This is a genomic window from Candidatus Symbiopectobacterium sp. 'North America', from assembly GCF_015762685.1.
Taxonomy (GTDB): Bacteria; Pseudomonadota; Gammaproteobacteria; order Enterobacterales; family Enterobacteriaceae; genus Symbiopectobacterium.
Genome location: NZ_PEHF01000084.1, coordinates 16,887 through 40,676 on the forward strand (window position 1 = coordinate 16,887; position 23,790 = coordinate 40,676).

The 23,790-nt window shown below is 51.5% G+C and carries 17 protein-coding genes and 7 pseudogenes; 7 read left to right on the top strand and 17 right to left on the bottom strand.

Features of this window, described 5'->3' with window-relative positions:
* Nucleotides 1-8 precede the first annotated feature (8 nt).
* Entirely contained in the window at nucleotides 9-419 is a 411-nt protein-coding gene (locus CS369_RS17300; protein WP_196908061.1) for an OsmC family protein, read from the bottom strand.
* Between the two features lie 316 nt (nucleotides 420-735).
* Here CS369_RS17300 and crp point away from each other — a divergent pair, with 316 nt between their 5' ends.
* Nucleotides 736-1,368, top strand: a complete 633-nt coding sequence (gene crp / locus CS369_RS17305; RefSeq protein ID WP_012764006.1) for a cAMP-activated global transcriptional regulator CRP — start codon at nucleotides 736-738, stop codon at nucleotides 1,366-1,368.
* A gap of 66 nt (nucleotides 1,369-1,434) precedes the next feature.
* Here crp and CS369_RS17310 read toward each other — a convergent pair.
* The 3 genes and pseudogenes from CS369_RS17310 to CS369_RS25285 all read right to left on the bottom strand — a co-directional run bounded on the left by CS369_RS17310 (nucleotide 1,435) and on the right by CS369_RS25285 (nucleotide 4,166).
* A pseudogene (locus CS369_RS17310) lies at nucleotides 1,435-2,658 on the bottom strand (aspartate aminotransferase family protein).
* 124 nt (nucleotides 2,659-2,782) lie between these two features.
* On the bottom strand, nucleotides 2,783-3,358 hold the full coding sequence (locus tag CS369_RS17315) for an aminodeoxychorismate synthase component II (protein WP_196908062.1): 576 nt from the start codon (nucleotides 3,356-3,358) through the stop codon (nucleotides 2,783-2,785).
* Between the two features lie 121 nt (nucleotides 3,359-3,479).
* Complete coding sequence (locus tag CS369_RS25285; RefSeq protein WP_374191078.1) at nucleotides 3,480-4,166, bottom strand: lytic polysaccharide monooxygenase; 687 nt, start codon at nucleotides 4,164-4,166, stop codon at nucleotides 3,480-3,482.
* 1,472 nt (nucleotides 4,167-5,638) lie between these two features.
* On the opposite strand from CS369_RS25285, the pseudogene CS369_RS17325 reads away from it, so the two are divergent.
* A pseudogene (locus CS369_RS17325) lies at nucleotides 5,639-6,670 on the top strand (pectate lyase).
* 74 nt (nucleotides 6,671-6,744) lie between these two features.
* On the opposite strand, the gene ppiA reads toward CS369_RS17325, so the two are convergent.
* The 7 genes and pseudogenes from ppiA to CS369_RS17360 all read right to left on the bottom strand — a co-directional run bounded on the left by ppiA (nucleotide 6,745) and on the right by CS369_RS17360 (nucleotide 13,293).
* Nucleotides 6,745-7,335, bottom strand: a complete 591-nt coding sequence (gene ppiA, locus CS369_RS17330; protein ID WP_196908064.1) for a peptidylprolyl isomerase A — start codon at nucleotides 7,333-7,335, stop codon at nucleotides 6,745-6,747.
* A gap of 216 nt (nucleotides 7,336-7,551) precedes the next feature.
* Nucleotides 7,552-8,327 (bottom strand): annotated as a pseudogene (locus CS369_RS17335) (ABC transporter ATP-binding protein).
* A gap of 33 nt (nucleotides 8,328-8,360) precedes the next feature.
* On the bottom strand, nucleotides 8,361-9,008 hold the full coding sequence (locus CS369_RS17340; protein ID WP_196908065.1) for an ABC transporter ATP-binding protein: 648 nt from the start codon (nucleotides 9,006-9,008) through the stop codon (nucleotides 8,361-8,363).
* Between the two features lie 3 nt (nucleotides 9,009-9,011).
* Nucleotides 9,012-9,287: pseudogene (locus CS369_RS17345) on the bottom strand (D,D-dipeptide ABC transporter permease); the annotation flags it as partial.
* Nucleotides 9,284-10,307: pseudogene (locus CS369_RS17350) on the bottom strand (ABC transporter permease). The pseudogenes CS369_RS17350 and CS369_RS17345, both read right to left, overlap by 4 nt.
* Nucleotides 10,308-10,420: 113 nt before the next feature.
* Nucleotides 10,421-12,032, bottom strand: a pseudogene (locus tag CS369_RS17355) (ABC transporter substrate-binding protein).
* Nucleotides 12,033-12,138: 106 nt separating this feature from the next.
* Nucleotides 12,139-13,293 carry a mandelate racemase family protein gene (locus tag CS369_RS17360; RefSeq protein ID WP_196908067.1) on the bottom strand — a complete coding sequence of 385 codons (1,155 nt, stop codon included), beginning with the start codon at nucleotides 13,291-13,293 and terminating at the stop codon, nucleotides 12,139-12,141.
* A 735-nt stretch (nucleotides 13,294-14,028) separates the two neighbouring features.
* On the opposite strand from CS369_RS17360, the gene CS369_RS17365 reads away from it, so the two are divergent.
* The 5 genes and pseudogenes from CS369_RS17365 to CS369_RS17385 all read left to right on the top strand — a co-directional run bounded on the left by CS369_RS17365 (nucleotide 14,029) and on the right by CS369_RS17385 (nucleotide 18,441).
* Nucleotides 14,029-14,556, top strand: coding sequence for an ABC transporter permease subunit (locus CS369_RS17365; protein WP_244665086.1), 528 nt, complete (start codon nucleotides 14,029-14,031; stop codon nucleotides 14,554-14,556).
* Between the two features lie 2 nt (nucleotides 14,557-14,558).
* Nucleotides 14,559-15,182, top strand: a complete 624-nt coding sequence (locus CS369_RS17370; protein ID WP_244665074.1) for an ABC transporter permease — start codon at nucleotides 14,559-14,561, stop codon at nucleotides 15,180-15,182.
* Nucleotides 15,179-15,943, top strand: a complete 765-nt coding sequence (locus CS369_RS17375; protein WP_196908069.1) for an ABC transporter ATP-binding protein — start codon at nucleotides 15,179-15,181, stop codon at nucleotides 15,941-15,943. Before CS369_RS17370 ends, CS369_RS17375 begins: the two co-directional genes overlap by 4 nt.
* 173 nt (nucleotides 15,944-16,116) lie before the next feature.
* Nucleotides 16,117-16,878, top strand: coding sequence for a transporter substrate-binding domain-containing protein (locus tag CS369_RS17380; RefSeq protein ID WP_244665075.1), 762 nt, complete (start codon nucleotides 16,117-16,119; stop codon nucleotides 16,876-16,878).
* A gap of 109 nt (nucleotides 16,879-16,987) precedes the next feature.
* Nucleotides 16,988-18,441, top strand: a pseudogene (locus CS369_RS17385) (M20 family metallopeptidase).
* An 88-nt stretch (nucleotides 18,442-18,529) separates the two neighbouring features.
* Here the strand turns inward: CS369_RS17385 and CS369_RS17390 are convergent.
* The 6 genes from CS369_RS17390 to CS369_RS17415 all read right to left on the bottom strand — a co-directional run bounded on the left by CS369_RS17390 (nucleotide 18,530) and on the right by CS369_RS17415 (nucleotide 23,789).
* Nucleotides 18,530-19,171 (bottom strand): LysE family translocator, encoded by a 642-nt coding sequence (locus tag CS369_RS17390; protein WP_196908070.1) that lies wholly within the window; start codon nucleotides 19,169-19,171, stop codon nucleotides 18,530-18,532.
* Nucleotides 19,172-19,454: 283 nt separating this feature from the next.
* Nucleotides 19,455-20,459 carry a tryptophan--tRNA ligase gene (trpS, locus tag CS369_RS17395; RefSeq protein WP_196908071.1) on the bottom strand — a complete coding sequence of 335 codons (1,005 nt, stop codon included), beginning with the start codon at nucleotides 20,457-20,459 and terminating at the stop codon, nucleotides 19,455-19,457.
* Entirely contained in the window at nucleotides 20,456-21,160 is a 705-nt protein-coding gene (locus CS369_RS17400; protein WP_196908072.1) for a phosphoglycolate phosphatase, read from the bottom strand. Before CS369_RS17400 ends, trpS begins: the two co-directional genes overlap by 4 nt.
* Nucleotides 21,153-21,830 (bottom strand): ribulose-phosphate 3-epimerase, encoded by a 678-nt coding sequence (gene rpe, locus CS369_RS17405; protein ID WP_196908073.1) that lies wholly within the window; start codon nucleotides 21,828-21,830, stop codon nucleotides 21,153-21,155. The genes CS369_RS17400 and rpe overlap by 8 nt, the downstream gene beginning before the upstream one ends.
* A 52-nt stretch (nucleotides 21,831-21,882) precedes the next feature.
* Nucleotides 21,883-22,707 carry an adenine-specific DNA-methyltransferase gene (dam, locus tag CS369_RS17410; RefSeq protein ID WP_196908074.1) on the bottom strand — a complete coding sequence of 275 codons (825 nt, stop codon included), beginning with the start codon at nucleotides 22,705-22,707 and terminating at the stop codon, nucleotides 21,883-21,885.
* 80 nt (nucleotides 22,708-22,787) lie between these two features.
* Nucleotides 22,788-23,789: an SPOR domain-containing protein gene (locus CS369_RS17415; protein ID WP_196908075.1), complete on the bottom strand. Its 1,002-nt coding sequence runs from the start codon at nucleotides 23,787-23,789 to the stop codon at nucleotides 22,788-22,790.
* Between the last annotated feature and the right edge of the window lies 1 nt (nucleotide 23,790).

Below are 23,790 nucleotides of genomic sequence, written 5' to 3' on the forward strand. Positions count from 1 at the left end.
CCAGAAAACTATGCGACAGCGATGATTTCGTGGCTGTGAGTAACCTTCACCGCCTTTTCTAACATTAGCGCCACTGAACAATACTTCTCCGCCGACAGCGATACCGCCCGTTCAACCACTTTATCCGTCAACCCCACGCCCGTGACGACAAAATGCAGGTTGATATGGGTAAACAAGCGCGGCGCTTCTTCACGACGCGTCGAGGATAATTTGACTTCACATCCGGTAATAGTATTGCGACCCTTTTGCAAAATGGACACCACATCAATGGCGCTACAGCCTCCTGCCGCCATCAACAACACCATCTCCATCGGACTGGGAGCTTTATCGCCAGCATTGCCATCCATCAGGATCTGATGCCCGGATGACGACTCACCGAGAAAGGTCAGATCTTCGACCCATTTTACGCGCGCTTGCATCCACAACTCCTCAAATTTATTTGAAAATTACTCACTGTTATATATAAAAACTGCCGATAACTAGAGCTTAATCATGCTGAAGCGAGACAACACGAGACAGGCTCGTCAAGCTGTGTTACAAATAGGAATAGAATCCGTTCCTTCAGTTTTATACTGACGGTAAGAACGGGTCGTGACGTCGCCATACAGAGGCCAGTATATTCCCTGACGTCAGTCCGCCAACACCGAATTTTTACTACTAGCACGTTAATACGCCATACAGGGAACTCTGAACCCTGTAATTTGCGCAGTGAATTACAACAGAGGATAACAGCGAATGGTTCTCGGCAAACCGCAGACAGACCCGACTCTTGAATGGTTCCTTTCTCATTGTCATATTCACAAGTATCCATCGAAGAGCACGCTGATTCACCAAGGTGAAAAGGCAGAAACGCTTTACTACATCGTGAAAGGCTCAGTGGCTGTGCTGATCAAGGATGAAGAAGGCAAGGAAATGATCCTCTCCTACCTCAACCAGGGGGATTTTATTGGGGAACTGGGCCTGTTCGAAGAGGGCCAGGAACGCAGTGCATGGGTGCGGGCAAAAACTGCCTGTGAAGTCGCTGAAATCTCTTATAAAAAATTCCGTCAACTGATCCAGGTCAACCCGGATATTCTGATGCGTCTTTCCTCACAGATGGCGCGTCGCCTTCAGGTGACCTCCCAGAAAGTGGGCAATCTGGCCTTCCTGGATGTTACGGGCCGCATCGCGCAGACACTGTTGAACCTGGCGAAGCAGCCTGATGCCATGACGCACCCGGATGGGATGCAAATCAAGATCACGCGTCAGGAAATTGGTCAGATTGTTGGTTGTTCCCGCGAAACGGTAGGCCGTATTCTGAAAATGCTGGAAGATCAGAATCTGATCTCGGCACACGGCAAAACTATTGTGGTGTACGGCACACGCTGATATCACCAGCGCCGTTTAGGCAAAAGCACGTTGCGCACTGCGCAGCGTGCTTTTGACGAGCCTACGCTACCCGGCTTTCACCACGGCTTCGACCGGCCGCGCGAACCGCGCCATGCCCTGATCAATATCTTCCAGATCAATCACCAGCGACGGCACAAAACGCACCACGTTAGGTCCCGCGACCAGCAACATCACGCCTTGCTCTGCGGCAGCGGCAAGGAACTTGCCCGCCTGACCGTGCCATTTCGGCTTCAGTTCTGCGCCAATCAGCAGGCCCATACCGCGAATCTGCTCAAAAATACCGTGCTCTTCATTAATCGCCTGAAGAATCTAGACGAAACGCTCGTGGCGCGCTTGTACACCGGAAAGCACCTGCGGGGTGTTGATGGTGTCCAATGCTGCTTCAGCCACCGCACAAGCCAGCGGGTTACCGCCGTAGGTGGTGCCATGTACGCCGACGGTCATCACAGAGGCGACTTCTTCAGTGGTCAGCATGGCGCTGATGGGGAAACCGCCGTCCAACGCTTTCGCCGTAGTGAGAATATCCGGCGTCACGCCATAGTGCATGTAGGTAAACAACTTGCCGGAACGCCCCATGCCGCTTTGCACTTCATCAAACACCAGCAGAGCGTGATGCTGATCGCACAGCTCACGCACGCCTTTGAGGAATTCCGGCGTGGCCGGTGTAATGCCCCCCTCGCCCTGAATCGGCTCCAGCACCACGGAGCAGGTGTGGTCATCCATCACCGCTTTTACTGCGGCCAGATCGTTGAACGGTACGTGCACGATATCGGCTGGTTTTGGTCCGAAGCCATCGGCGTATTTCGCCTGACCACCGACCGAGACAGTGAACAAGGTGCGGCCGTGAAACGCATTGTAGAACGCAATAATTTTGGTTTTATACGGGTTGTGGCGCTTAATCGCATAGTGACGAGCCAGCTTGAAAGCCGCTTCGTTGGCTTCCGCACCAGAGTTAACAAAGAACACGCGCTCGGCAAAGGTGGCGTCTATCAGTTTGCTGGCCAGACGCAGCGCTGGCTCATTGGTGAAGATATTGCTGGTGTACCACAGCGTTTCGCCCTGCTGCTTTAGCGCCGCCACCAGCGCCGGGTGGCAATGACCCAATGCCATTACCGCAATCCCACCGGCAAAGTCGATATACTCGCGCCCCTGCTGATCCCATATGCGGCTACCTTTGCCTTTAACCGGCACAAATTGCGCCGGTGTGTATACGGGTAGAATCACTTTGTCATGCGTCGCCCGCGTTACCGTCTTTGAATTTGTTGTCATTTGCTTCCGTCCACACCGCTTAAAGTGAAAATATAATCATAAAATATGCATAAAAAATCAATACGCAAGGTTATAAAATAGCGCGTTATGACAGTCCGTTTTATCGCAATCGATGCTGATAACCTCAGGTATTAAGGAAGTTCTGCAACAATTGATGCCCTTGCTCACTCAGAATGCTCTCAGGGTGAAACTGCACCCCTTCTAACGGCAAGGTACGGTGGCGTATTCCCATGATTTCATCACGCTCACCTTCACGCTCTGTCCAGGCCGTGACGTCAAACTCGGCGGGCAAAGAAGCAGGATCGATCACCAGAGAGTGGTAGCGCGTCACCGTTAATGGCAGCGCCAACCCGCTAAAAACGCCGCTTCCGATGTGCTGTATTACCGAGGTTTTTCCGTGCATCACCTGGCGCGCCCGCACCACGCGCGCACCAAATGCCTGCCCCATCGCCTGATGGCCGAGACACACGCCCAGAATGGGCAGTTTGCCTGCAAAATGGCGAATCGCCGCCAGAGAAATACCCGCGTCATCCGGCGTACAGGGACCGGGGGAGATCACCAGATGCGTAGGAGCCAGAGCTTCAATGTCCGCCAACGTCAGGGCGTCGTTGCGTTTAACCACCACCTCTGCGCCCAGTTCACAAAAGTACTGGTAGAGGTTGTAGGTGAAAGAGTCGTAGTTGTCGATGAGTAGTAGCATGGGGGAAGTTTACGCTAAAAAGAGATGCTGTAGGCTACTGTGCTTGTGGGTGCTTAGGCAATGAATAACTTTTTATTACTATTTTTCAATTTTTTATATAAATAACAAAAAACCGGACACCTCAGTGCCCGGTTTGAAAGTGTAGTGTGAAATGCGATGATTTAAACCATTGACCTGACATAAACCCAAAGGGTAAAGGCAACTCCCGGTGCCCAGCCGCTATTGGATGTATGAGCGATCCGGCAGCGATAACCCCCCCGTTGTGCGAAACGTAAACGCCCACAGGATAAAACACGCTATTCGGAGACCACGGTGCCGGATTTTCCGTCCCGCCACCGCCACCGAAGTTAACGTCGAAGGCAGAATAAAAGCCAGCCCCCGTGTCTGACACCATCCATACCGAGAGAATAATATGATGACCCGTTCTATCTGTCGGTAATTTGATGGTTTGCGTCGGCATGGTATTCAGAGGCGGAGTCCGATTTATAACGCTGGCAAAGGGAGCGTCTTCAAAATCTGCGCGTGTCGCTCTCCGCGTGGGATCCCAGCCATTTCGGGTAATGAAATAGCGATAACCACGGGTGGCATGCACAACCGTATGATTCCAAATAATTTTTAAATATTGACCGGATTCAACGTTGGTTCTTGGCCACCTCACCCCGTGCCTCATCTCCAATTCAGCATCGGTAAGGTTTACGATGTCACGATTATTCGCCGTTTGGCCGCCACTAAATATCCGATCATCAGGCACTGGCGATGCCACCCCTGGAAAGATGTGGATTGAATCCGGAAATGGCCCCCCCTTCACCGGGGAACCAGATAAGGTTCGCAGAACTATTTCCGTTGGTGTAAAGAGGAAAGTTCTTCATCCCCTCCATTTCACTTGCTGGCCATCCATTCGGTAATCAACCTCTGCTTACCGCGAAACCAGTTCGGATTTGTGGAGAAGCCAGTCAACCATGGGCCGGCGTTATGACAGGCCCCTGGTAACAAGGATCATCAACAGGGCCAAGATACCCATTAGGCGACGGATAACAATCGCCGTAATCCTTTCTAGGATCGTGATATTCACCAGGCGGTGTGTAATCGTCACAATGTTGCTTTTCTGGACCGTGATGGTCATGAGGATTTTTCTTATCCATAACTCACCTCTCATTATTCATTCAATAACGATATTTTCATAAAAAAAACCATTCAGCGCTATAGCGAAATATAGCGATTCATGTGTTTTTATTAACGCCACCATTAAGATTTAAACAAACAGAATAGTAAGTTAGAAAATAAACCAACTTCAAAACTATAGGTATAAAATTGCTTAAGTGAAAATATAATTCGAATTCAAACCATTCAGTTGAATAGTCAACATTAAAGATATAACAATCAATAAAACCTTTTTTTTCATCAAAGAAAGTGATAAAAAACGTGTATAAGAAACTTATGTATGCAATCTGGTGGTATTAAATATGCAAAGAAGAGTCAAGAGCACAGGCAAAGCTTCATTAGCCAAACCATTAAGCACTGATAATGATTGGCTAACTAATGATTAGTATATTGAGTAAAAATACAATTAGAAAATCACAATGATGATATTATCCTATTCTAAAGAAAGTAATATTTTTGTGGTCACCAATATTGTAAGCATTATGAAAATACACAATCTTCACTGATAAAATACACCATAAGTAATTATTTTATATGAATGACACCAAATAAATCACCGCCTGTCAGCAAAATCCTAAAGGAAGATAAGTTATTTATTAATGAGTTATCACTTTTATTTTTTTAAAACAAAACAGCGAGTTAATAAAAATCAAAAAACGTCATGCAATAAAAATTGCTTAGCCATAAAATTAATAACACCACTAATTATTTATATCAGTAGACATACAAAAAAATGTGACTTAGATTGAATTTTTAGAATTAAAATCACAGGGGCGCTGATAAAAGAATTGCGCTTAATGCCAGTTGTCCAATTAAAAAATGCCATTGTCCGCACACGTGGCTCATCACCTGCAATAGAAAAAAACAACCCCATGAATATAAATAACTTTTTTCTTTTCATTAAAATAGGAACAACCTGTGAAAATAATTAAAATGCCAAGAAACCATTTCGCTCTCAATAATTACCTTTTATTTGTTTTTCTCTCATTTTTTGCTTAAATGATATCGAAAAATAGTAAAATTATTTTTCATTTTTATTGAAACAAAAATACAGCCTACCATCGGCATAGGGATCATTATGCCGGAGCAAAACCATAACTCCCTCAGGAGACGACAGGAATGAAACACGTCTTACTTTCATTTACCGCAGGACTGCTGACGTTAACCGTACAAAGCGCGTTCGCCGCGAATACCGGCGGCTATGCGACCACCGATGGCGGCGATATCTCTGGTGCCGTTAAAAAAACCGCCCATTCCATGCAGGACATCATTGATATCATTGAAGCGGCGCGCGTGGACAGCAGCGGCAAGAAAGTGAAAACCGGTGCGTATCCGCTGGTGATCACCTATGACGGCAACGAAGATGCACTGATCAATGCGGCTGTTGCCGATATTTGCAGCCAATGGAGCAAGCCCGCACGCGGGGTTGAAATCAAAGAATTCACGAAAGGGATAACGATACTCGGCACCAACGGCTCTTCCGCCAACTTTGGTCTCTGGTTAGTGAAATCTTCCGATGTGGTGATTCGTAATATGCGTTTCGGCTATATGCCGGGCGGCGCGAGTGATGGCGATACCACGTTTGAATCTGCCGTCGATATCAAGGAAGCATCGACGAGCGTGACGGTATCTTATAACTACATCCACGGTATTAAAAAAGTAGGATTAAGCGGTTCTAGCAGCAGCGATACGGACCGTAACCTGACTTACCACCATAACGTTTACAGCGATGTGAACGCCCGCTTGCCGTTGCAGCGTGGGGGGCAAGTGCACGCCTATAACAACCTTTATTCCGGCATAACCAGCTCAAGGATAAGCGTGCGTCAGAAAGGGCTCGCGCTGATCGAACGTAACTGGTTCGAGAATGCCGTCAACCCCGTGACATCACGCTATGATGGCTCCAACTTTGGCACCTGGGTTCTGCGTGATAACAACGTCACCAGCGCTTCTCAAAACGCCACTTATAACATCACCTGGACCAGCGATTCCAAAACTTATGTTAACGCTCAAGATTGAACGTCTACTGGCACCTTCCCATCGCTGCCTTACAGCTATGCACCAGTCAGTGCCCAGTGCGTAAAAGCCAAGCTGGCACAGTTCGCCGGTCAGGGAAAAGGTCTGGCAGTACTGACGACGGCTGCGTGTAACTAAAGTTACTACCCGTAGAAACCATCAAGGCCACATTATGTGGCCTTGATAGCAATTCCAGAAATTCTCGACCACGCTTACGGCAGTATTTTGGCCGATTTAATCACAATCGGTTTGCTTGGCACATTCTGATAGGGCCCAACGTTAGTGGTTTGCACCTGAGAGATTTTGTCAGCGACATCCATCCCTTTAACCACTTTACCAAACACCGCGTAGCCAAAATCACGCTGACCGTGATCGAGGAAAGCGTTATCCGCGACATTAATAAAAAACTGACTAGTAGCGCTGTCTTTTTCAGCGGTACGCGCCATGGCGATGGTGCCACGCACGTTGCGTAAGCCGTTGTCAGCTTCATTTTTGATCGGTGGGTTAGTGGCTTTTTGTTTCATTTCATCCACAAAACCGCCACCTTGAACCATAAAGCCCGGGATCACGCGGTGAAAGGTAGTGCCATTGTAGAAGCCACTGTTAACGTACTCGACGAAGTTTTTCACTGACACTGGCGCTTTTTGGTTATTTAGCGCTAACTCGATGTTGCCTTCAGACGTGGTTAGCAAGACGCGCGTGGTGGCGGCAGGGGCTGCGATCGCCGACGACACCATTACCGAGGATGAAAACATTGTCAGTGGAACCAGGGCGGCCGCAGCAACCAGAGTACGTTTGAACATGAGAATTCCTTTTTGATCGGGGACTACAAGAAAGCGTAACGATTGTAAATACCCGCACTCCTTAACTCTACCCTTTTACTTTTTTTTACTTAAGGGTATGCCACAACGTTACGGCAATTAAGTATAGCATACCAGTGCGGTATCGGCGACGATCGTAAAAAAAGACGGGTAAATAACCCGTCTTGTTAGCAAATAATACGGCTTTTACTCGAACTATTAAACCATTCGCTCCGAACGCACTGCCAAATCGCGGCTGTATTGTCGGCTGGCATCCACCAGCATGGTGGTGTAGGCCGTTTTCTCGGTCGAACGCGTCAGTTCCGCCGTCTCCAGCGTTTCCAGAATACGGCCATACTGCATCACTGCCACGCGGTGGCATAAATGAGCGATCACCCCCAGATCGTGCGTCACAATCAAGTAGGTCAGGTTGTCCTGCTGTTGCAGTTCTGCCAGCAGATTGAGGATTTCTGCCTGCACCGACACGTCCAACGCCGAAGTGGGTTCATCCAGCAACAGAACTCGCGGTTCGAGAATCAACGCGCGCGCGATAGCAACGCGTTGGCGCTGCCCGCCGGAGAGCTGGTGCGGGTAGCGGCGACGGAACTGCGGCCCCAGCCCCACTTTCTCCAGCAAGGCATCAATACGCCGATCGCGCTGCTCAATGCGGTGGATCAGCAACGGCTCCTCCAATATGGTCTCAACCGTATGGCGTGGATGCAACGATCCGTAGGGATCCTGAAACACCATCTGCACCTGACGGCAGCGTGCTCTGTCGATGCGGTGTGCCAGCGGTTGACCATCGATGCACAGCTCACTCTGCCAATGGTTGAACAACCCTGCCAGACATTTCAGAACCGTGGTTTTTCCCGAGTCTGATTCCCCCACCAAACCAAAGATTTCGCCACCGCGCACCGCCAGATTGACATCAAACAACACCTGGTTGTGCTGGTTCCCTGACCAAAGGAGAGGTTGAGGTTTTTCACCTCGATCATCGCCGCGCTATTTTGTGTGTCCATAGTCACTCCTTATTCACTCAGCCAGGCAGGATCGCGCTGCATGACCGGTAGACGCACACGAGGATGATCGATGTCCGGCAACGCATTGAGCAGCCCACGCGTGTAAGGATGCTGCGCGTTATCGAGATCGCGCACCTCGATGGACTCCACGACGCGTCCGGCGTACATCACCAGCACCCGGTCGCAGAAGCTGCGCACCAGATTGATATCGTGGCTGATAAAGATCAGCCCCAATCCGCGCTCCGACACCAAATCATCCAGCATCGAAAGCACCTGTAAACGCACCGACACATCAAGCGCCGAGGTTGGCTCGTCGGCGATGACGATTTCCGGCTCAGTGATCAACATAATGGCGATCATGATGCGCTGTCCCTGACCGCCGGAGACTTCATGCGGATAGAGTGCGTACACGCGTTCCGGCTGGCGAATCCGTACCACATCCAGCATCGCCATGACTTTCTCTTTCGCCACGCGCGCTGGCACCTTGTGGTGCGCCAGATAGGCTTCAGCAATCTGATCGCCAACACATACCACCGGATTCAGCGAATACTTAGGATCCTGCATGATCATGGAAATACGCTTACCGCGGATCTGGCGCATCTGTGCTTCAGAAATATTGAGCAAGTCGGTCCGGCCGAAGCGCAGTCTGTCGGCCATCTACACATCGCGCCCGAACTCATCGGTACCAAACCAATGAGCGGCCCCCGGCGCTTGCAGGGCATTTGCCAGGTCTTGTACTAATGGATCGTGCGTTGCCAGCCAAGGGGCGAAAATGGCGATGACAATTAGTGACAGCACAATCAGCGAACCAATGGCCGTCAGTGGATTTTTCGCCAGCAGTCGCAGGAAATTGAACAGACGCGCGCCACGCACTCGAATTCGCCCATTTTTGGCCGCCGGCGAGGAGCCGATTACCGGTTCAGAAGACATACTCATGCGCGAGTCCTCGGATCGAAGATTTGATACAAGATATCGGAGAGCAGGTTAAGGGTGACGAAAATCAGCCCACCAGCAGCACGCAGCCCATCACCGCATTCATATCCCCCAGCAGCAGGCTGCCCGTCAGATAGGAGCCAAAGCCCGGCCAGGAGAACACGGTTTCAATCAGCACCGCCCCCTCAAGCAGTGAGCCATACGCCAGCGCGACTACCGTCAGCAGTTGCACCAGAATATTGCGAAACGCATGCGCCCAAATCACCCGAAACTCAGACAACCCTTTGACCCGTGCGGTAATGATGTACTCTTGCGACAGTTGTGCCAGCATAAAGCTGCACGTCATACGGCTGATATAGGCCAGCGAATGGAAGCCAAGAATGGTGGCAGGCAACACCAGGTGGTTCAGGGCACTGAAGAACACCGCCCATTCGCGCGCCAGTAAGGAATCCACCAGCAGTAAGCCGGTGCGATTTTCCACCATGCCGTCCCACGCCATATCCACGCGCCCTGCGCCACCGACCCAGTTGAGCCAGGCGTAAAATACCAACAGCCCCATCATGCCGACCCAGAAAATCGGCGTGGAGTAACCCGCCAGGCTGATAAAGCGCACGATATAGTCCGCCAGCTTGCCGCGCCGCCGCTATCACGCCGAGCGGTACACCCAGCCCGGCACCGACGATAATCGCCATCTTTGCCAGTTCCACCGTGGCAGGAAATACGCGGATAATGTCATCCACTACCGGACGGCCGGTGAGCATCGCATTGCCCAAATCGCCGTGCAGCAGTGAATTGAAGTAGATACCGAATTGAACATACAGCGGCTTATCCAGGCCTAGCTGCTGATAGGTACTTTGGTCAGCATCCTGACCGACGATCGCCAATACCGGGTCGATCGGCATGACCCGACCGATAATGAAGGTCAGAATCAACAACCCAAACAGCGTGAAGGCAACCTGTAACAACCGCTTGGCTACGCGATAGGGTAACCCCCCCCGGTTTGAGCCAATCAGAGAAAACCATGTTCTTTCTCCCCGTCCAGCACCCGCTCCGCTACCTTCAGCGCCGCTGATGCCGTTACTTACCTCGTAGGATGAAGGCGTGAGAGGAAATGCCCCCCACGCTTTACTCAGGCTTCAGCGTTGCTTGTGCACCAGATACAAGCGGGTGGTCGATGACGGATGTGACACAAAGTCTACAACATCTTTGCGTTGCACCACGGAATCAACCATTTGCGAGACCGGAATGATGGCCGGATAAAGCGCCTCATAGCGGTCCTGTATCTCGGCATAGCGCTGCTTCTGCCTGGCGGGATCTTTCTCCAGCAGCGCCTGATCGATCATCTCGTTCAGTTGTGCATCGTAGAAAGAGGTTCTCCACCCCTGGAAGTTGGTGAGTTTGGCTTCATCGCTGTTATCCGGGTTATACATCACGGAGTGCAGGCTGGAGTGCGGATGGGGATCGACCCCGCTGCCACCGCGCCCGACCAGTATGTCGAATTTACGGTCGCGCATCGCGCCATAAACCTGATTGCCGGTGCCGGAAATGATCTTGGCACGAATACCGGCTTGCGCCAGTGTGGATTGCACCGAGGTCGCCAGGTTGAGGAAAGGTTGATCGGACAGCACCCGCAGCGTGGTTTCAAAGCCGTTCGGATAACCCGCTTCCGCCAGCAGCGCCTTCGCCTTCTGTACGTCCAGCGTGTAACCGGGGTTAGGCAGCGTGGCATCCATTCCCGCCTGAATCGGGCGCTGGTGGTAGAAACCATAGCCCGGCATCACGGTCTTGTTGATACCGTCGTAATCGATGAGGTAGCGCACCGCTTCACGCACTTTCGGCTTGGCGAATTCGTCGTTTTTCAGGCTCATGGCAACGTAATAGAGCGTGCCTTCTCTTCACCTCTTCAACTTTCACATCCGGGTTCGCTTTCAGGGCGTTGATGTCCGGTACCGACATACCGGTCGCCACATCAATATCACCTTTTTCGATCATCAGACGCAGCGTCTGAGATTCGGTCATATGGCGGAAGATCACCCGGCGCATTTTAGCATCACCGCGCCAGTAACCGTCGGCACGGTTCACGCGCAGCACGTCTTTCGCCTGCCATACGTCCAGCTTGAACGGACCGGAACCGGCTTCGTTGGTGGTCAACCAACCGTTACCCCAGTCACCGTTTTTCTCATGCTTCATTACGGTTTTGCTGTCCAACACCGATCCGCTGCGGAGTGTGGCAAGGGAATAGATCACCAGCTTGGGATCGTTCGGTTTGGGCAGTTCGATCTCCACCGTTTTGTCATCTTTGGCGCGGATCAGCTTTTCGACATTCTCTGCCGTAAAGCCGTAGGATTTCCAAGTGTTGGCCTGCGCCATGTTGAGGGTTAGCAACCGTTTCATCGACCAGGCAAAATCATGGGCGGTGACCGGGTTGCCGGAGTGGAATTTGGCGTTATCCACCAAATGGAAGGTGATCAGGTTGTTGTCTGGGCTGATCTCCCAGCTTTTCGCCAGCGAAGGCAGCACGCGGCTAAGGTTTTCAGGATCGAGCTCGACCAGAGAGTCATAAAGGTTGACGATAATGCCGACCACCTCGTTGCCGGTCATAGCGGCGGGATCGAGGGACAGCATGTTGTTCATGTTCATCCCGACGATCAGTTGATCGTCGGGCATTTTTGCAGACAGCAAGGCCGGTGTTGCGGCCATACAGAAACAGCTCAGTAGCAGGGTACGGATTATTGCTCGTGCTTTCATTAGACTTCTCCAGGTGTGAAGAATGGAAGACGAAACGTATATTTTGTAAGGGCTCTTTATTTCAGTACTACTTTGTTATTACTACTATTTATTATTATTACTACGGTTATTCTTTACTCAGCGTATGCTCCTCAATCCAATCAAAGTTGATGTCTTTACCCAGGCCCGGGCGCTGCGGCAGGTGAACAAAGCCGTCGTCATCCATCGGGTCGATGATGCTGTTGAGGTAAGCGGCGGGCTCTTCATAGTTCAGGAAGGGATGCAGCAGACCGCGTTCATACCAACGGCAGTTTTTAATCGCACCCACCACGTTCAGATTCGGCGCACCATTACCGTGGATTTCACAATCCATACCAAAGGCTTCCTCCAATGCGGCGACCTTCATGGTCGGAGAAAGGCCACCCACGCCCTGCACGCCCGCGCGCAGAATGTTACAGGCCCCCTCTTTCACCCAGTCGGCGCGGCTGAAGTATTTGCCTGACAGGCTTTCAGGCTCAATAACGTCGATATCCAGGCTCTTGGTCAGCCAGCTGTAGGACGCCATGCTCTGTTCTTCCATCGGCTCTTCAAACCAGGTGAAGTTCAGTTTTTGCAATTCACGGCCAATGTAGAGCGCATCGCTGCGGCTGTACCAGTGGTAGCCATCCAGCATCAGGCAGACATCTGGACCTACCGCTTCACGCACGGCAGCACAGGCTTTAACGTCCATCTGCGGGCTGGGTGCGAAGGATACCGGCGGCATCCAGGTGTGCAGCTTGATCGCCTTATAGCCGCGCGCCACCTGTTTCTCGGCAAACTGGCCGTACTCTTCCGGCGTCGAAAGGCCGCCCTCCAGTTTATCGCCGCACATGGTGCTGCCGTAAGCTGGCACTTTCTCACGAAAACCGCCCAGCAGTTTGTGTACTGGCATATTCAGAAAGAGACCTTGCAGATCCCACAGCGCAGATTCCACGATAGAGATGGCGCGATCGGTCAGTTGGTTGGCGCTGCCGCGCTGCCAATGCACCAGATCTTGCCACAGACGTTCTCTGTCAAACGGGTTCTGCCCGATCAGCACCTTGCGGAAGAAAGCGTTGATAATATGGGGACGAACCACTTCGGGTGGTGTAAATGCATAGCCCTGATGTCCATCGTCGGTGGTCAGCGTCAAGAGAGCCATCTTGGCCTGATTCTCTTCTCCTGGATGCGAATGTCCCGCACTGTCGGACACGCGACGAGTGGGATACGTAAAAACGGTGACATCAATGGATTCAATTTTCACGCGAGTACCTATCTTAAAATTCAATAACATAGAAAAAACAACATTCAGGCCGACGGCGAGCGACAAACCCAATTTGTACTATCGCTACCCAGCCAGTGCGACTGAGACAACGATTAAAAAAGAAACTATGTATTAATTAAATAAAAATATCGTTTTATTATTTGTAATTATTGGTGTTACAACCTGGTGAGTCATTAGGCAATTTCTTTCAAATGCAGAAAATCCGGTGCAAATATTTGTGCAAATGCCTATAAGCCTGTGAACAACATCACCAACGGTTGGGATTACCCGTACAATACGAGAGGATAATGCCGCTACTTTTGGTGTGCTGCACAACAGCCAATCCCTTCAGTTTGACTGATCATCGTCGAGGCGGTAAGCCTGCGCGAGAGGCTAACTACGTAACAGTCAGGTACGAATACCGCACCAAAATCACACAACGCACCAATACAGTGCATTTCAATGCACCATGTTGGTGCCAATACGGCGTTTTCAGCTGCTACCTCCCTCTAAAGTGTGAGTAGTCACCAAAACAATAAAATGAAATACTGATTAATAAGCAATTTATATGTATAATTAATCGTTTCAACAATAATAAAAACGTGGCCTAAATATTGCTTTGATTACCAAGTTCTCTGCTTAATGCGAGGGAGCCCGGTCAAGGGTCATCCGCAGCGTTCAGGCCGCGCGCGGAGCTATGCCTGCAAAAAAAAATTGGAGTAATACGTGGAACAAATGACATTTTGGCAGCTCATCAGTTTTGGTGAGAATGGCTGGGGAAGATTGCTGCTGATGGGGACTGGAATGACCCTGGCATTGGCAGTAGGCGGTTTTTTATTAGGCGCGCTCATCGGCACCTGGTCAAAAATAGCTGGCAATCGGCCACTTCGCTTTGTGGCGGAATGCTACACCACCGTAACACGCGGCATTTCCGATCTGCTGATTATTTTCCTGCTCTACTTTGGCGGTAGCTCTGCACTGAAGCTACTGGCAAGCCTGTTTGGTCACAGCGGCTTTATCGGTTTTCCCGGTTATATCGCTGGGTTCATTGCCGTCGGCATCTCCTCAGGGGCACAGCAAACAGAAGTGTTTCGCGGTGCATTCTACGCCGTAGCCAAAGGCGAGATAGAAGCCGCTAAAGCCTGTGGTATGCCTACCCTGCTGCGCCTGCGCCGCATTATTATTCCGCTGCTGCTGCGCCATGCCATTCCCGCGCTCGGCAACGTCTGGCAACTGGTGCTGAAAGCCTCGACTTCTTTTTAGCCTTGACGCTGGCCGCGATGCAGCTTTCTGGCAACCGGCTGCTGCAATCGGTCGCACGCCTGTATGTGTTGTTCTTCCGTGGCACACCGCTACTGGTGCAGTTGTTCCTTATATACTACGGTTTAGGACAATTCAGTTGGGTGCGAGAAAGCGTGCTGTGGCCGATACTGCGTGAACCTTACTGGTGTGCGCTACTGTCGTTGACGCTGTGCACCGGTGCTTACGCCAGCGAAATCATTCGCGGTGGTTTGCAATCGGTGCCCGCTGGGCAGATCGAAGCGGCACGCGCCTGTGGCATGCCATCCTGGAAAATATTTACCCGCATCGTGTTTCCGCTCGCCATTCATCAGGCACTGCCTGCCTATGGCAACGAGTTGATCTCCATGATTAAATCCACCTCGCTTGCGTCCATCATTACGCTGATGGAAATCACCGGCATCGCAGCACGCTTGATTGCGGAAACTTACCGCGCACTGGAAGTGTTTTTGGTGGCGGGGGCGATTTATCTGCTGATCAATCTGGTGCTCACCCGCCTGCTGGCTTTTGTCGAACACCGTATGACGCCGTATCTGCGCGCACCGCAGTCGCTGGCTGAAGTTAAGAATATGAAAGGAAACCCATCATGAGTACCGCCGCTATCAGCCTGCGCAACATTCACAAGCGTTTCGGCTCACTGGAAGTCCTGAAAGGGATCTCGTTTGAAGCCAGTCAGGGCGAGGTCGTCTCGATTCTGGGTTCTTCCGGCTCAGGCAAATCCACCCTGCTGCGCTGTACCAACCTGCTTGAAATCCCCGATCAGGGCGAGATTATTGTGGGCGGCAAAACCATCGCGATGAAAGTGAATCGCCAAGGGCAAAATCGTCCAGCCAGCTCGAAACAGATCGACCGTATCCGTACCCAGCTCGGCATGGTGTTTCAAAACTTCAATCTGTGGTCGCACAAAACCGTACTGGAAAACGTGATCGAAGCACCGATCGACGTACTGAAACGCGCCCCGCAGGACGCCAAAGAACATGCCGAGCAGTTGCTTGAGAAAGTAGGGCTGGCGGATAAACGTCATTACTACCCTTCCCACCTTTCCGGTGGGCAGCAACAGCGTGCCGCAATTGCACGTGCACTGGCCATTTCACCCAAGGTGATGCTGTTTGATGAACCCACATCAGCGTTGGACCCAGAGTTGGTCGGAGAAGTGCTGCGCGTGATGCGCCAGTTAGCCGATGAAGGCATGACCATGCTGGTCGTCACCCATGAAATGGACTTTGCGCGTGAAGTCTCTAACCGCGTGGTGTTCATGCATCAGGGTGAGATCGAAGAACAAGGCACGCCGGAACAGATGTTTACTGCCAGCCAGTCAGCTCGTTTCCGCCAGTTTATTGCCAGTTGGTAACAGAACTACGTTTATCAACACAATGCTAGGCTTAAGAACACAACAGACAACCACCAGGAGATACCTCAATGATAAAAACCAAACTCGCTGCCGCCGCCTATGCGCTTTGTCTGGCTTGAGCACTCTCTACGTCATTCAATGCTGCGGCAGAAGCCGGTAAAACCTGGAGCACCGTGCGCATTGCCACTGAAGGTGCATACCACCCGTACAACTTCACCAAGCCAGACGGTACGCTGGATGTCATGGAAATTGAGCTGTACAAAGTGCTGTGTGACAACATGAAAGTAAAATGCGAGATCATGGTGCAGCCGTTTGCCAGCAGCATTCCGGCGCTGAACGCCGGTAAGTTTGATGCCATCATTTCCGGCATGTCTGCCACGCCGAAACGCCGTGAAGTGATCGATTTCAGCCAGCCCTACACGCATGCGGGCCAAACCTTTGCCGTGCTGAAATCCAGCCCGCTGGCATCGCTGACGGATCTGGGCACCCGTTTCTCCCTCAATGATAAAGATGAAGCCACTGCCATCGCTGAAGTGGAAAAATTGCGCCCACTGCTGAAAGGCAAAATCATTGACGTTCAATCTGCCTCGATCGCCAGCACGCTGTTAGATAAATACTTCAAAGGCATGATGACCGTACGCGAATACAAAACCATGCAAGAGCACGATCTGGACCTGAAAGCCGGTCGCGTCGATTTGGTTATCGGTTCTGCGTCTTACATGAAAAATACCGCTGACAAATCAAACGGTGAAATCGTGATGGCGGGCCCGCAATTTATCGGCGGCATTTTGGGCTGCGGCTCATCCATCGGCCTGCGTAAAAGCGATCCTGAGCTGAAAGCCATGTTTGATAAAGCTATCGACCAGGCTAAAGCAGACAGCACCATCAAGAAGCTGAGTGAAAAATGGTTTGGCATGGACACCACCCCGCTCTGATCGCCTTCTCGCGAACCTAATGTGAACAACGAGCGTGGCGTCTGATTGACGCCACGTCTTCTTTATTTCCCACCGCATTCACGGTCATCACCGCAGGAGCACCTGATTCATGACTTCGCCATCAGAACAACACATCTTGCCCGCCATAGACACACACCGTTAGCGCCCTGCGCGAACTGATTGCCGCAAAAAATCCGCAATTCACCGCGCTTAGCGACAGCATCTGGGATGTACCGGAACTCAACTATGAAGAAATCCGCTCTGCTGCACTGCATGAAGCGGTACTCAAGCAGGAAGGCTTTCGCCTGACAACGGGTATCGCCGGGATGCCAACCGCCTTGCTGGGCGAATTTGGTTCCGGTAAACCGGTGATTGCCCTACTGGGTGAATACGATGCGTTGCCGGGCCTGAGCCAGCAAGCGGGCGTCGCTGAGCCTTGCCCTATCGATGCGGGTGGTAATGGTCACGGCTGCGGCCACAATTTGCTTGGCACTGCCGCATTTCAGGCCGCCACTGCGGTAAAAGATTACCTGCAACAGCATCAGTTGCCCGGTACCGTGCGCTTTTACGGTTGCCCGGCGGAAGAGGGCAACCGTAAAAGGTTTTATGGTCAAAGAGGGCGTGTTTGACGATGTGGATATTGCTATCTGCTGGCACCCGGCCACCTTTACCGGCGTTAACAGCCCAGACTCCCTGGCCTGCAACGAACTAAACTTTTACTTCAAGGGCCGCGCTTCGCACGCCGCCAGCAGCCCACATCTGGGACGCAGTACGCTCGATGCCGTAGAGCTGATGAACGTTGGCGTCAACTATATGCGCGAACACATGCCGTCATCGGCGCGCGTACACTACGCCATCACTGACAGCGGTGGTCACGCACCGAACGTGGTTCAGGCCAACGCAACGGTACGCTATCTGGTGCGGGCACGTCAGTTACCTGAACTCCACCAGTTGGTGAAACGCGTGAAGAAAATCGCACAAGGCGCGGCGCTGATGACCGAAACAGAAGTGAGTTGGGAAGTGATCAGCGGCGATGCCAACTTGCTGGGTAACGCACCGTTGGAACAGCGCATGCATGAACATCTGCTGGCGCTTGGCTCGATTCAGTTCGATGATGCGGACCGCGCTTTTGCCGCCAAATTCCAAACCGCAATGAGTGCAGAAGATATTTCCAACTCCTACGCGCGTTTTGGCGTGAAACCTAAAGCAGGCGAATCGCTGCATGAAGGTATCTATCCGCTTTACAGCCCGGACGATAGCTTTATCGGCTCTACCGACGTCGGCACGGTAAGCTGGGTAGTTCCTACCGTACAAATTCGTGCCGCCACCTACGCCATCGGCACCCCGGCCCACTCCTGGCAGTTGGTAGCGCAGGGCAAAGCGCCCGCGGCGCACAAAGGCACCTCCTATGCAGCCGAAGTCATGGCGTCATTAACCGTGGATTTGCTACAGAACCCGGCGCTGGTGGCACAAGCCAAAGCGGAATTGGCCGAGAAACTGAGCGTTACACCGTTTGAGAACCCGATTCCCGACGGCGTAGTGCCGCCAATTCCTCAAGCATAACGTCAGCATAGGGGCGGGCCAAATTTCCCGTCCCTTAGGCAACAAGGTTCAACCATCGCCAAACCCGAAACATGACTGGCGACAGTGTTTAACTCTGCCAGAACGGCAGCAACGATGAAATGAACAACCCGGCGGAGAAAAGCATAAAAATGACTCTGCCGACTTTATTGAGTATATAAAACAGACGGTGAGATGAGATTTCTCTTTTTATTGCGCTGGCAAAAATACCATAAACACAATGAATAACTATAACTAGTAGACAAAAAGTTAATGAAAGGACGAGAAATTGAAAAACATAGGGATCGTTATTATTAATAAATTGAGGAAACAGTGCCATAAAGAAAACAATCGGCTTAGCGTTTAACAGTGAAAGCAAAAAGCCCTGTCTGAATCGGGCGATCGTAGATGGCATTTCATTGATATTCACCATCCGATTTTTATCTACTAACTTAGGTGCAGATTTATACAGTTTAACACCCAGATAGGCGAGATACGAAGCCCCTGCCACCTTGACAATAATCAGAGAATAAGAGGATGAAACGATAAGCACACCAACACTGCTTGCCGCAACCACCGAGATAACCCCCATGCCCACAGCTATGCCCAATATACCGGCGACAGTATTCTTCAGGTTAAAGTTGAGCGTATTGGTGATTGTCAGCAACCCCCCCGGGCCAGGACTGGCGATGGTCAAGCTTGATAATAAAATATAGAGATAGAGTTGAGGCATGTGTTATTTATCACCTATTTATTAAGTGAATTTTGATTATTAAATCGCTTTAATAATAAAATATTGCGCTTTAGACGTATAACCCTGTGATTCAACGTATGAGTAGACGAACAAACATTACTTTATATCTTTGTTTATAAATAATAGAAACCACTCGATATGGATACGTTAAATAACGCCACATGAAATAAAGGTGCAAAAGAGGAAGTTTTGCACGCGCAGGAATGACGGAAGAATGAGAGGTATAATGCGGCCGAGCCGATAAACCAGCCCGGCCTACAGATTACGGATGAGCGACGAAACCCACCGCATCGTACACTTTCTTCAGCGTTGCAGTGGCTTTGAGACGTGCTTTTTCAGCGCCGTCACGCATCACCTGCTGCAAGAAAGCTTCATCGTTACTGAAATGATGATAGCGCGCCTGCAACTCGGTCAGCATGCCGGAGACGGCTTCAGCGACTGCGCCCTTCAAATGACCATACATTTGACCTTCAAAGGCTTTTTCCAGTTCAGGAATCGGTTTTCCCGTAACCCCGGACAGAATATCCAGCAGGTTGGATACACCCGATTTGTTGGTAATGTCATAATGCACCACTGGTGGCTCATCGGAATCCGTCACCGCACGTTTGATTTTTCTCACTACGGCTTTCGGATCTTCCAGCAGTCCAATCACGTTATTGCGGTTGTCATCCGACTTGGACATTTTTTTGGTCGGGTCCAGCAGCGACATCACGCGCGCGCCGGATTTGGGAATAAACGGCTCTGGCACTTTGAAAACGTCACCGTAGAACGCATTGAAGCGCTGAGCAATATCGCGGCTCAATTCCAGGTGCTGTTTCTGATCTTCACCCACCGGCACTTGATGGGTTTGATACAGGAGAATATCGGCCGCCATCAGCACCGGATAGTCAAACAAACCGGCAGTGATGTTGTCGGAATAACGCGCTGATTTGTCTTTGAACTGCGTCATGCGGCTCAGTTCACCAAAGTAGGAATAGCAATTTAGCACCCAGCTCAGTTGCGTGTGCTCTGGCACATGAGACTGAACGAAGATGGTGCTTTTCTGCGGATCAATACCACAGGCCAGATAGAGCGCCAGCGTATCCAGCGTTGCTTTGCGCAACTGCTGGGGGTCCTGACGCACGGTGATGGCATGCAGGTCAACGATGCAGTATATGCAATCGTAATCATCCTGCATGTTCACCCACTGACGTAATGCACCCATGTAGTTACCAATGGTAAGTTCACCGGACGGCTGTGCGCCGCTAAAAACTATGGGCTTATTCATGCTGACGCTTCCTGATTTTTTGACGTAAGTGGCCCCACCAGGGGCAAAAGTTGTGAGAAGCGCTCAAGCACCACGTCAGGTTGACTCAGCGCAATGGCTTCTCCGTAGTTATAGCCATAAGTCATGCCCACGTCCGGGCAACCTGCGGCTTGTGCCGCCTGAATATCGTTGCGCGAATCGCCGACAAACAATAATTCGGATGCCAGTAACCCCTGCTGTGTCAATACCAGATAGAGCGGCGCAGGATGCGGCTTTTTCATTTTGACATCATCACCGCCGACAATCTGGCTAAACAACCCGGCAATACCCAGCGTCTCCAGCAGCGGCGCGACAAAAGGCGTCGGCTTGTTGGTGACCAGCGCCAGCGGGTAGCCCCAGTCAAGCAGTTGGGTAAGCGTGACGTGCACGTCGGGAAACAGCGTACTGCCGCTGCCTACCGTTTGCGCATAGTAGCGATCAAACAGTTCGCGAGCCGTGCGGGTATCTTGCGCCGTAGACGTCATTCCCGCCCAGCGCAACGCCCGCTCCACCAGCACATCAGCACCGTTACCGATCCAGGTAGCAACGCGCGCTTTACCCGCCGCAGGAAGATTAAGCGCTTGCAGCGCCATATCAACGGCATCCGCCAAACCCGGCGCGCTGTCGACCAGCGTACCATCCAGATCGAAAGCCAACCCGCGAACCATACTGATGTCAGCCATAAGATACCTTATTCAATTCACTGCGCATGTTATCAATGACTGCGCGATAATCGGGGTGACCGAAAATAGCAGAGCCTGCCACGAACATATCCGCACCGGCTTGCGTAATCTGGGCAATGTTGTCGACTTTTACACCGCCATCCACTTCCAGTCGAATGTCATAGTCGCTCTCATCGATGCGTTGGCGCACCTGACGCAGCTTATCTAACGTGCCGGGAATAAAAGATTGCCCGCCAAAGCCAGGGTTGACCGACATCAACAGAATGATATCCAGCTTATCCATTACATAATCAAGGCAACTGAGCGGCGTCGCCGGGTTCAGCACCAGCCCGGCTTTGCAGCCGTGATCCTTGATCAGTTGCAACGAGCGATCGACATGCTCGGAGGCTTCCGGATGGAAGGTGATAAAGCTGGCACCGGCTTCGGCGAAATCGGGAATAATACGGTCTACCGGTTTCACCATCAGATGAACATCGATAGGGGCGGTAATGCCATAGTTGCGCAGTGCTTTAAGCACCAGCGGCCCGATAGTCAGATTGGGAACATAGTGGTTATCCATGGCATCGAAGTGAACCACATCGGCTCCGGCAGCCAGCACACTGGCGGTGTCTTCCCCTAACCGGGCAAAGTCGGCCGATAAGATGGACGGAGCGATCAAGAAAGGCTTCATTCGTATCTCCAAACAGTTTGTAGGATAACCAGCGCTATGCGCGCATCGGGTATTAACGCAGTGGCGCACCATAGAGCGCCAACAGCTCATTAACCTTGCTCCGCCCCATGATATTGCGACTGATGGTGCGTCTCGCTCTCACCACATACAGCGCTGCATCCTGATACCACGCTCGAGTCAGCTCGGTATCATGGTTGGATATCAATACGGGAATGGCACTCTCCACCGACAACCGATACGCCAGCGTCGCCAGGCTCTGTTGATCGATGTTGTTGAAATTATTCGTGTGATACGCCGTAAAATTCGCCGTTGCGGAAAGCGGAGCATAAGGAGGATCGCAATAGACCACTGCACCTTGCGTTGCTTTGAGCAAAGTCTGCTGATAGTGCTCACAAGCAAAAGTGGCATTGCGCGCTTTGAGGGCGAACCAGCGTAATTCCTCTTCGGGAAAATACGGTTTTTTGTAACGGCCAAAGGGCACGTTGAATTCGCCCCGCATGTTATAGCGGCACAATCCGTTATAACAATGGCGATTCAGATACAAAAACAGTACCGCACGACGATAAGGCACCGCACAAAGATTGAACTCATCACGCAACAGATAAAATATTTCCGCCACGTTGTGCTCATCGGTGAACAGTTCGCGCGCGTCACGAATGAAATCGTCTGTTTGCGTCTTAACAATATCGTAGAGGTTGATGAGGTCACTGTTAATGTCCGCCAGGATGTAACGGTCGTATTCCGTATTCAAAAACACTGAACCGGCCCCGACAAACGGCTCAATTAAACAGTCTCCTTCAGGTAGATAGCGGCGAATCTCTTCTACCAGCGGATACTTCCCACCAGCCCATTTTAAAAAAGCGCGGTTCTTCTTCATGCCGTCGTTAGTTACTCATTACATTTCAGAGCCGCGGATTGTACTCTGTGTCAGACAGCACATCAGGGCTAAAATTGGTGTTATTTATTCAAGTCCTGCTTCACCTGACGGATCGGCTTAACCCATGGTTTTTGTGCCTGCACGGCTGCAGGAAGCGCTGACGCCGCCTGTTTCGCTTCCGCAGAAGAAGCGTAAACACCGTTCACCAATACATACCAGGGCTTACCGTCCCGCTTGGTTTCATAAACCCAGGCATTGGGTAGGTTGTGCTGTGTGGCGTAAGCTTTCAGCGTATCTGAACGTGATGCACTGCTCAATTGCAGTGTGAAATGGCTGGCGTGCGCATTCTGAATCGATCCCCCCTGCCCTGAAACCGTCGCCTTGTTCCCAGAGGATGTCGGCTTGCCTGATGTCATCGGCACTTTTTGCGCTGGCGTTAGGGCTGATTTGCTCTGTGCGGCCTTATCCTGAACGTTTTTAGCATGTGCAGCCTTCTCCTGCGCCGTCTTCTCTGAGACGTGCGGCGGGTTTTTCGCTGAAGGAGACACCGTCGCAGGAGCAACCGGCAGAGTGGTTACCGGCGAGGAGCCTGACGTCGCTCCTTGCGAGAAAGCGTTAACCTTCTCTTGCTGCGTCGAAAGCGCATCCGTCATGTTGCCCGGCAACTCAACACGTTGCTGCCCGGCAGGCGGAGGCGTGACTTGTGCTTGTGTCGGTGAACTTGCGACTGGCGGCGCATTCAAAGTTTGCGGCTGGCCTGGCAAGGTAGCGTTTCCTGATGCGGCGTCCCCTTGAACGGGAGTCCCCTGTGTCATCGAGGAAGAAGAGGATAAATCGATACTCTTCTCACCGTTACCCGATGCTGCAGTTGGCGCGCCTTCCGCCGGTTTAGACGGAGATTGCAAGGCTGAGCCTACACCGATGATCAACAACACCAGCACCACGATCCCGATACCAATCATCAAATGTTGACGAGAGAGCGCTAATTGCGGCGCAGAAAGACGGGGACTGCGTTGCTGACCTTGTGGCCGCCGATCGCTGGTATCCGGTTTTAACGCATCTTCTGGTTTAAATTCGTCCATT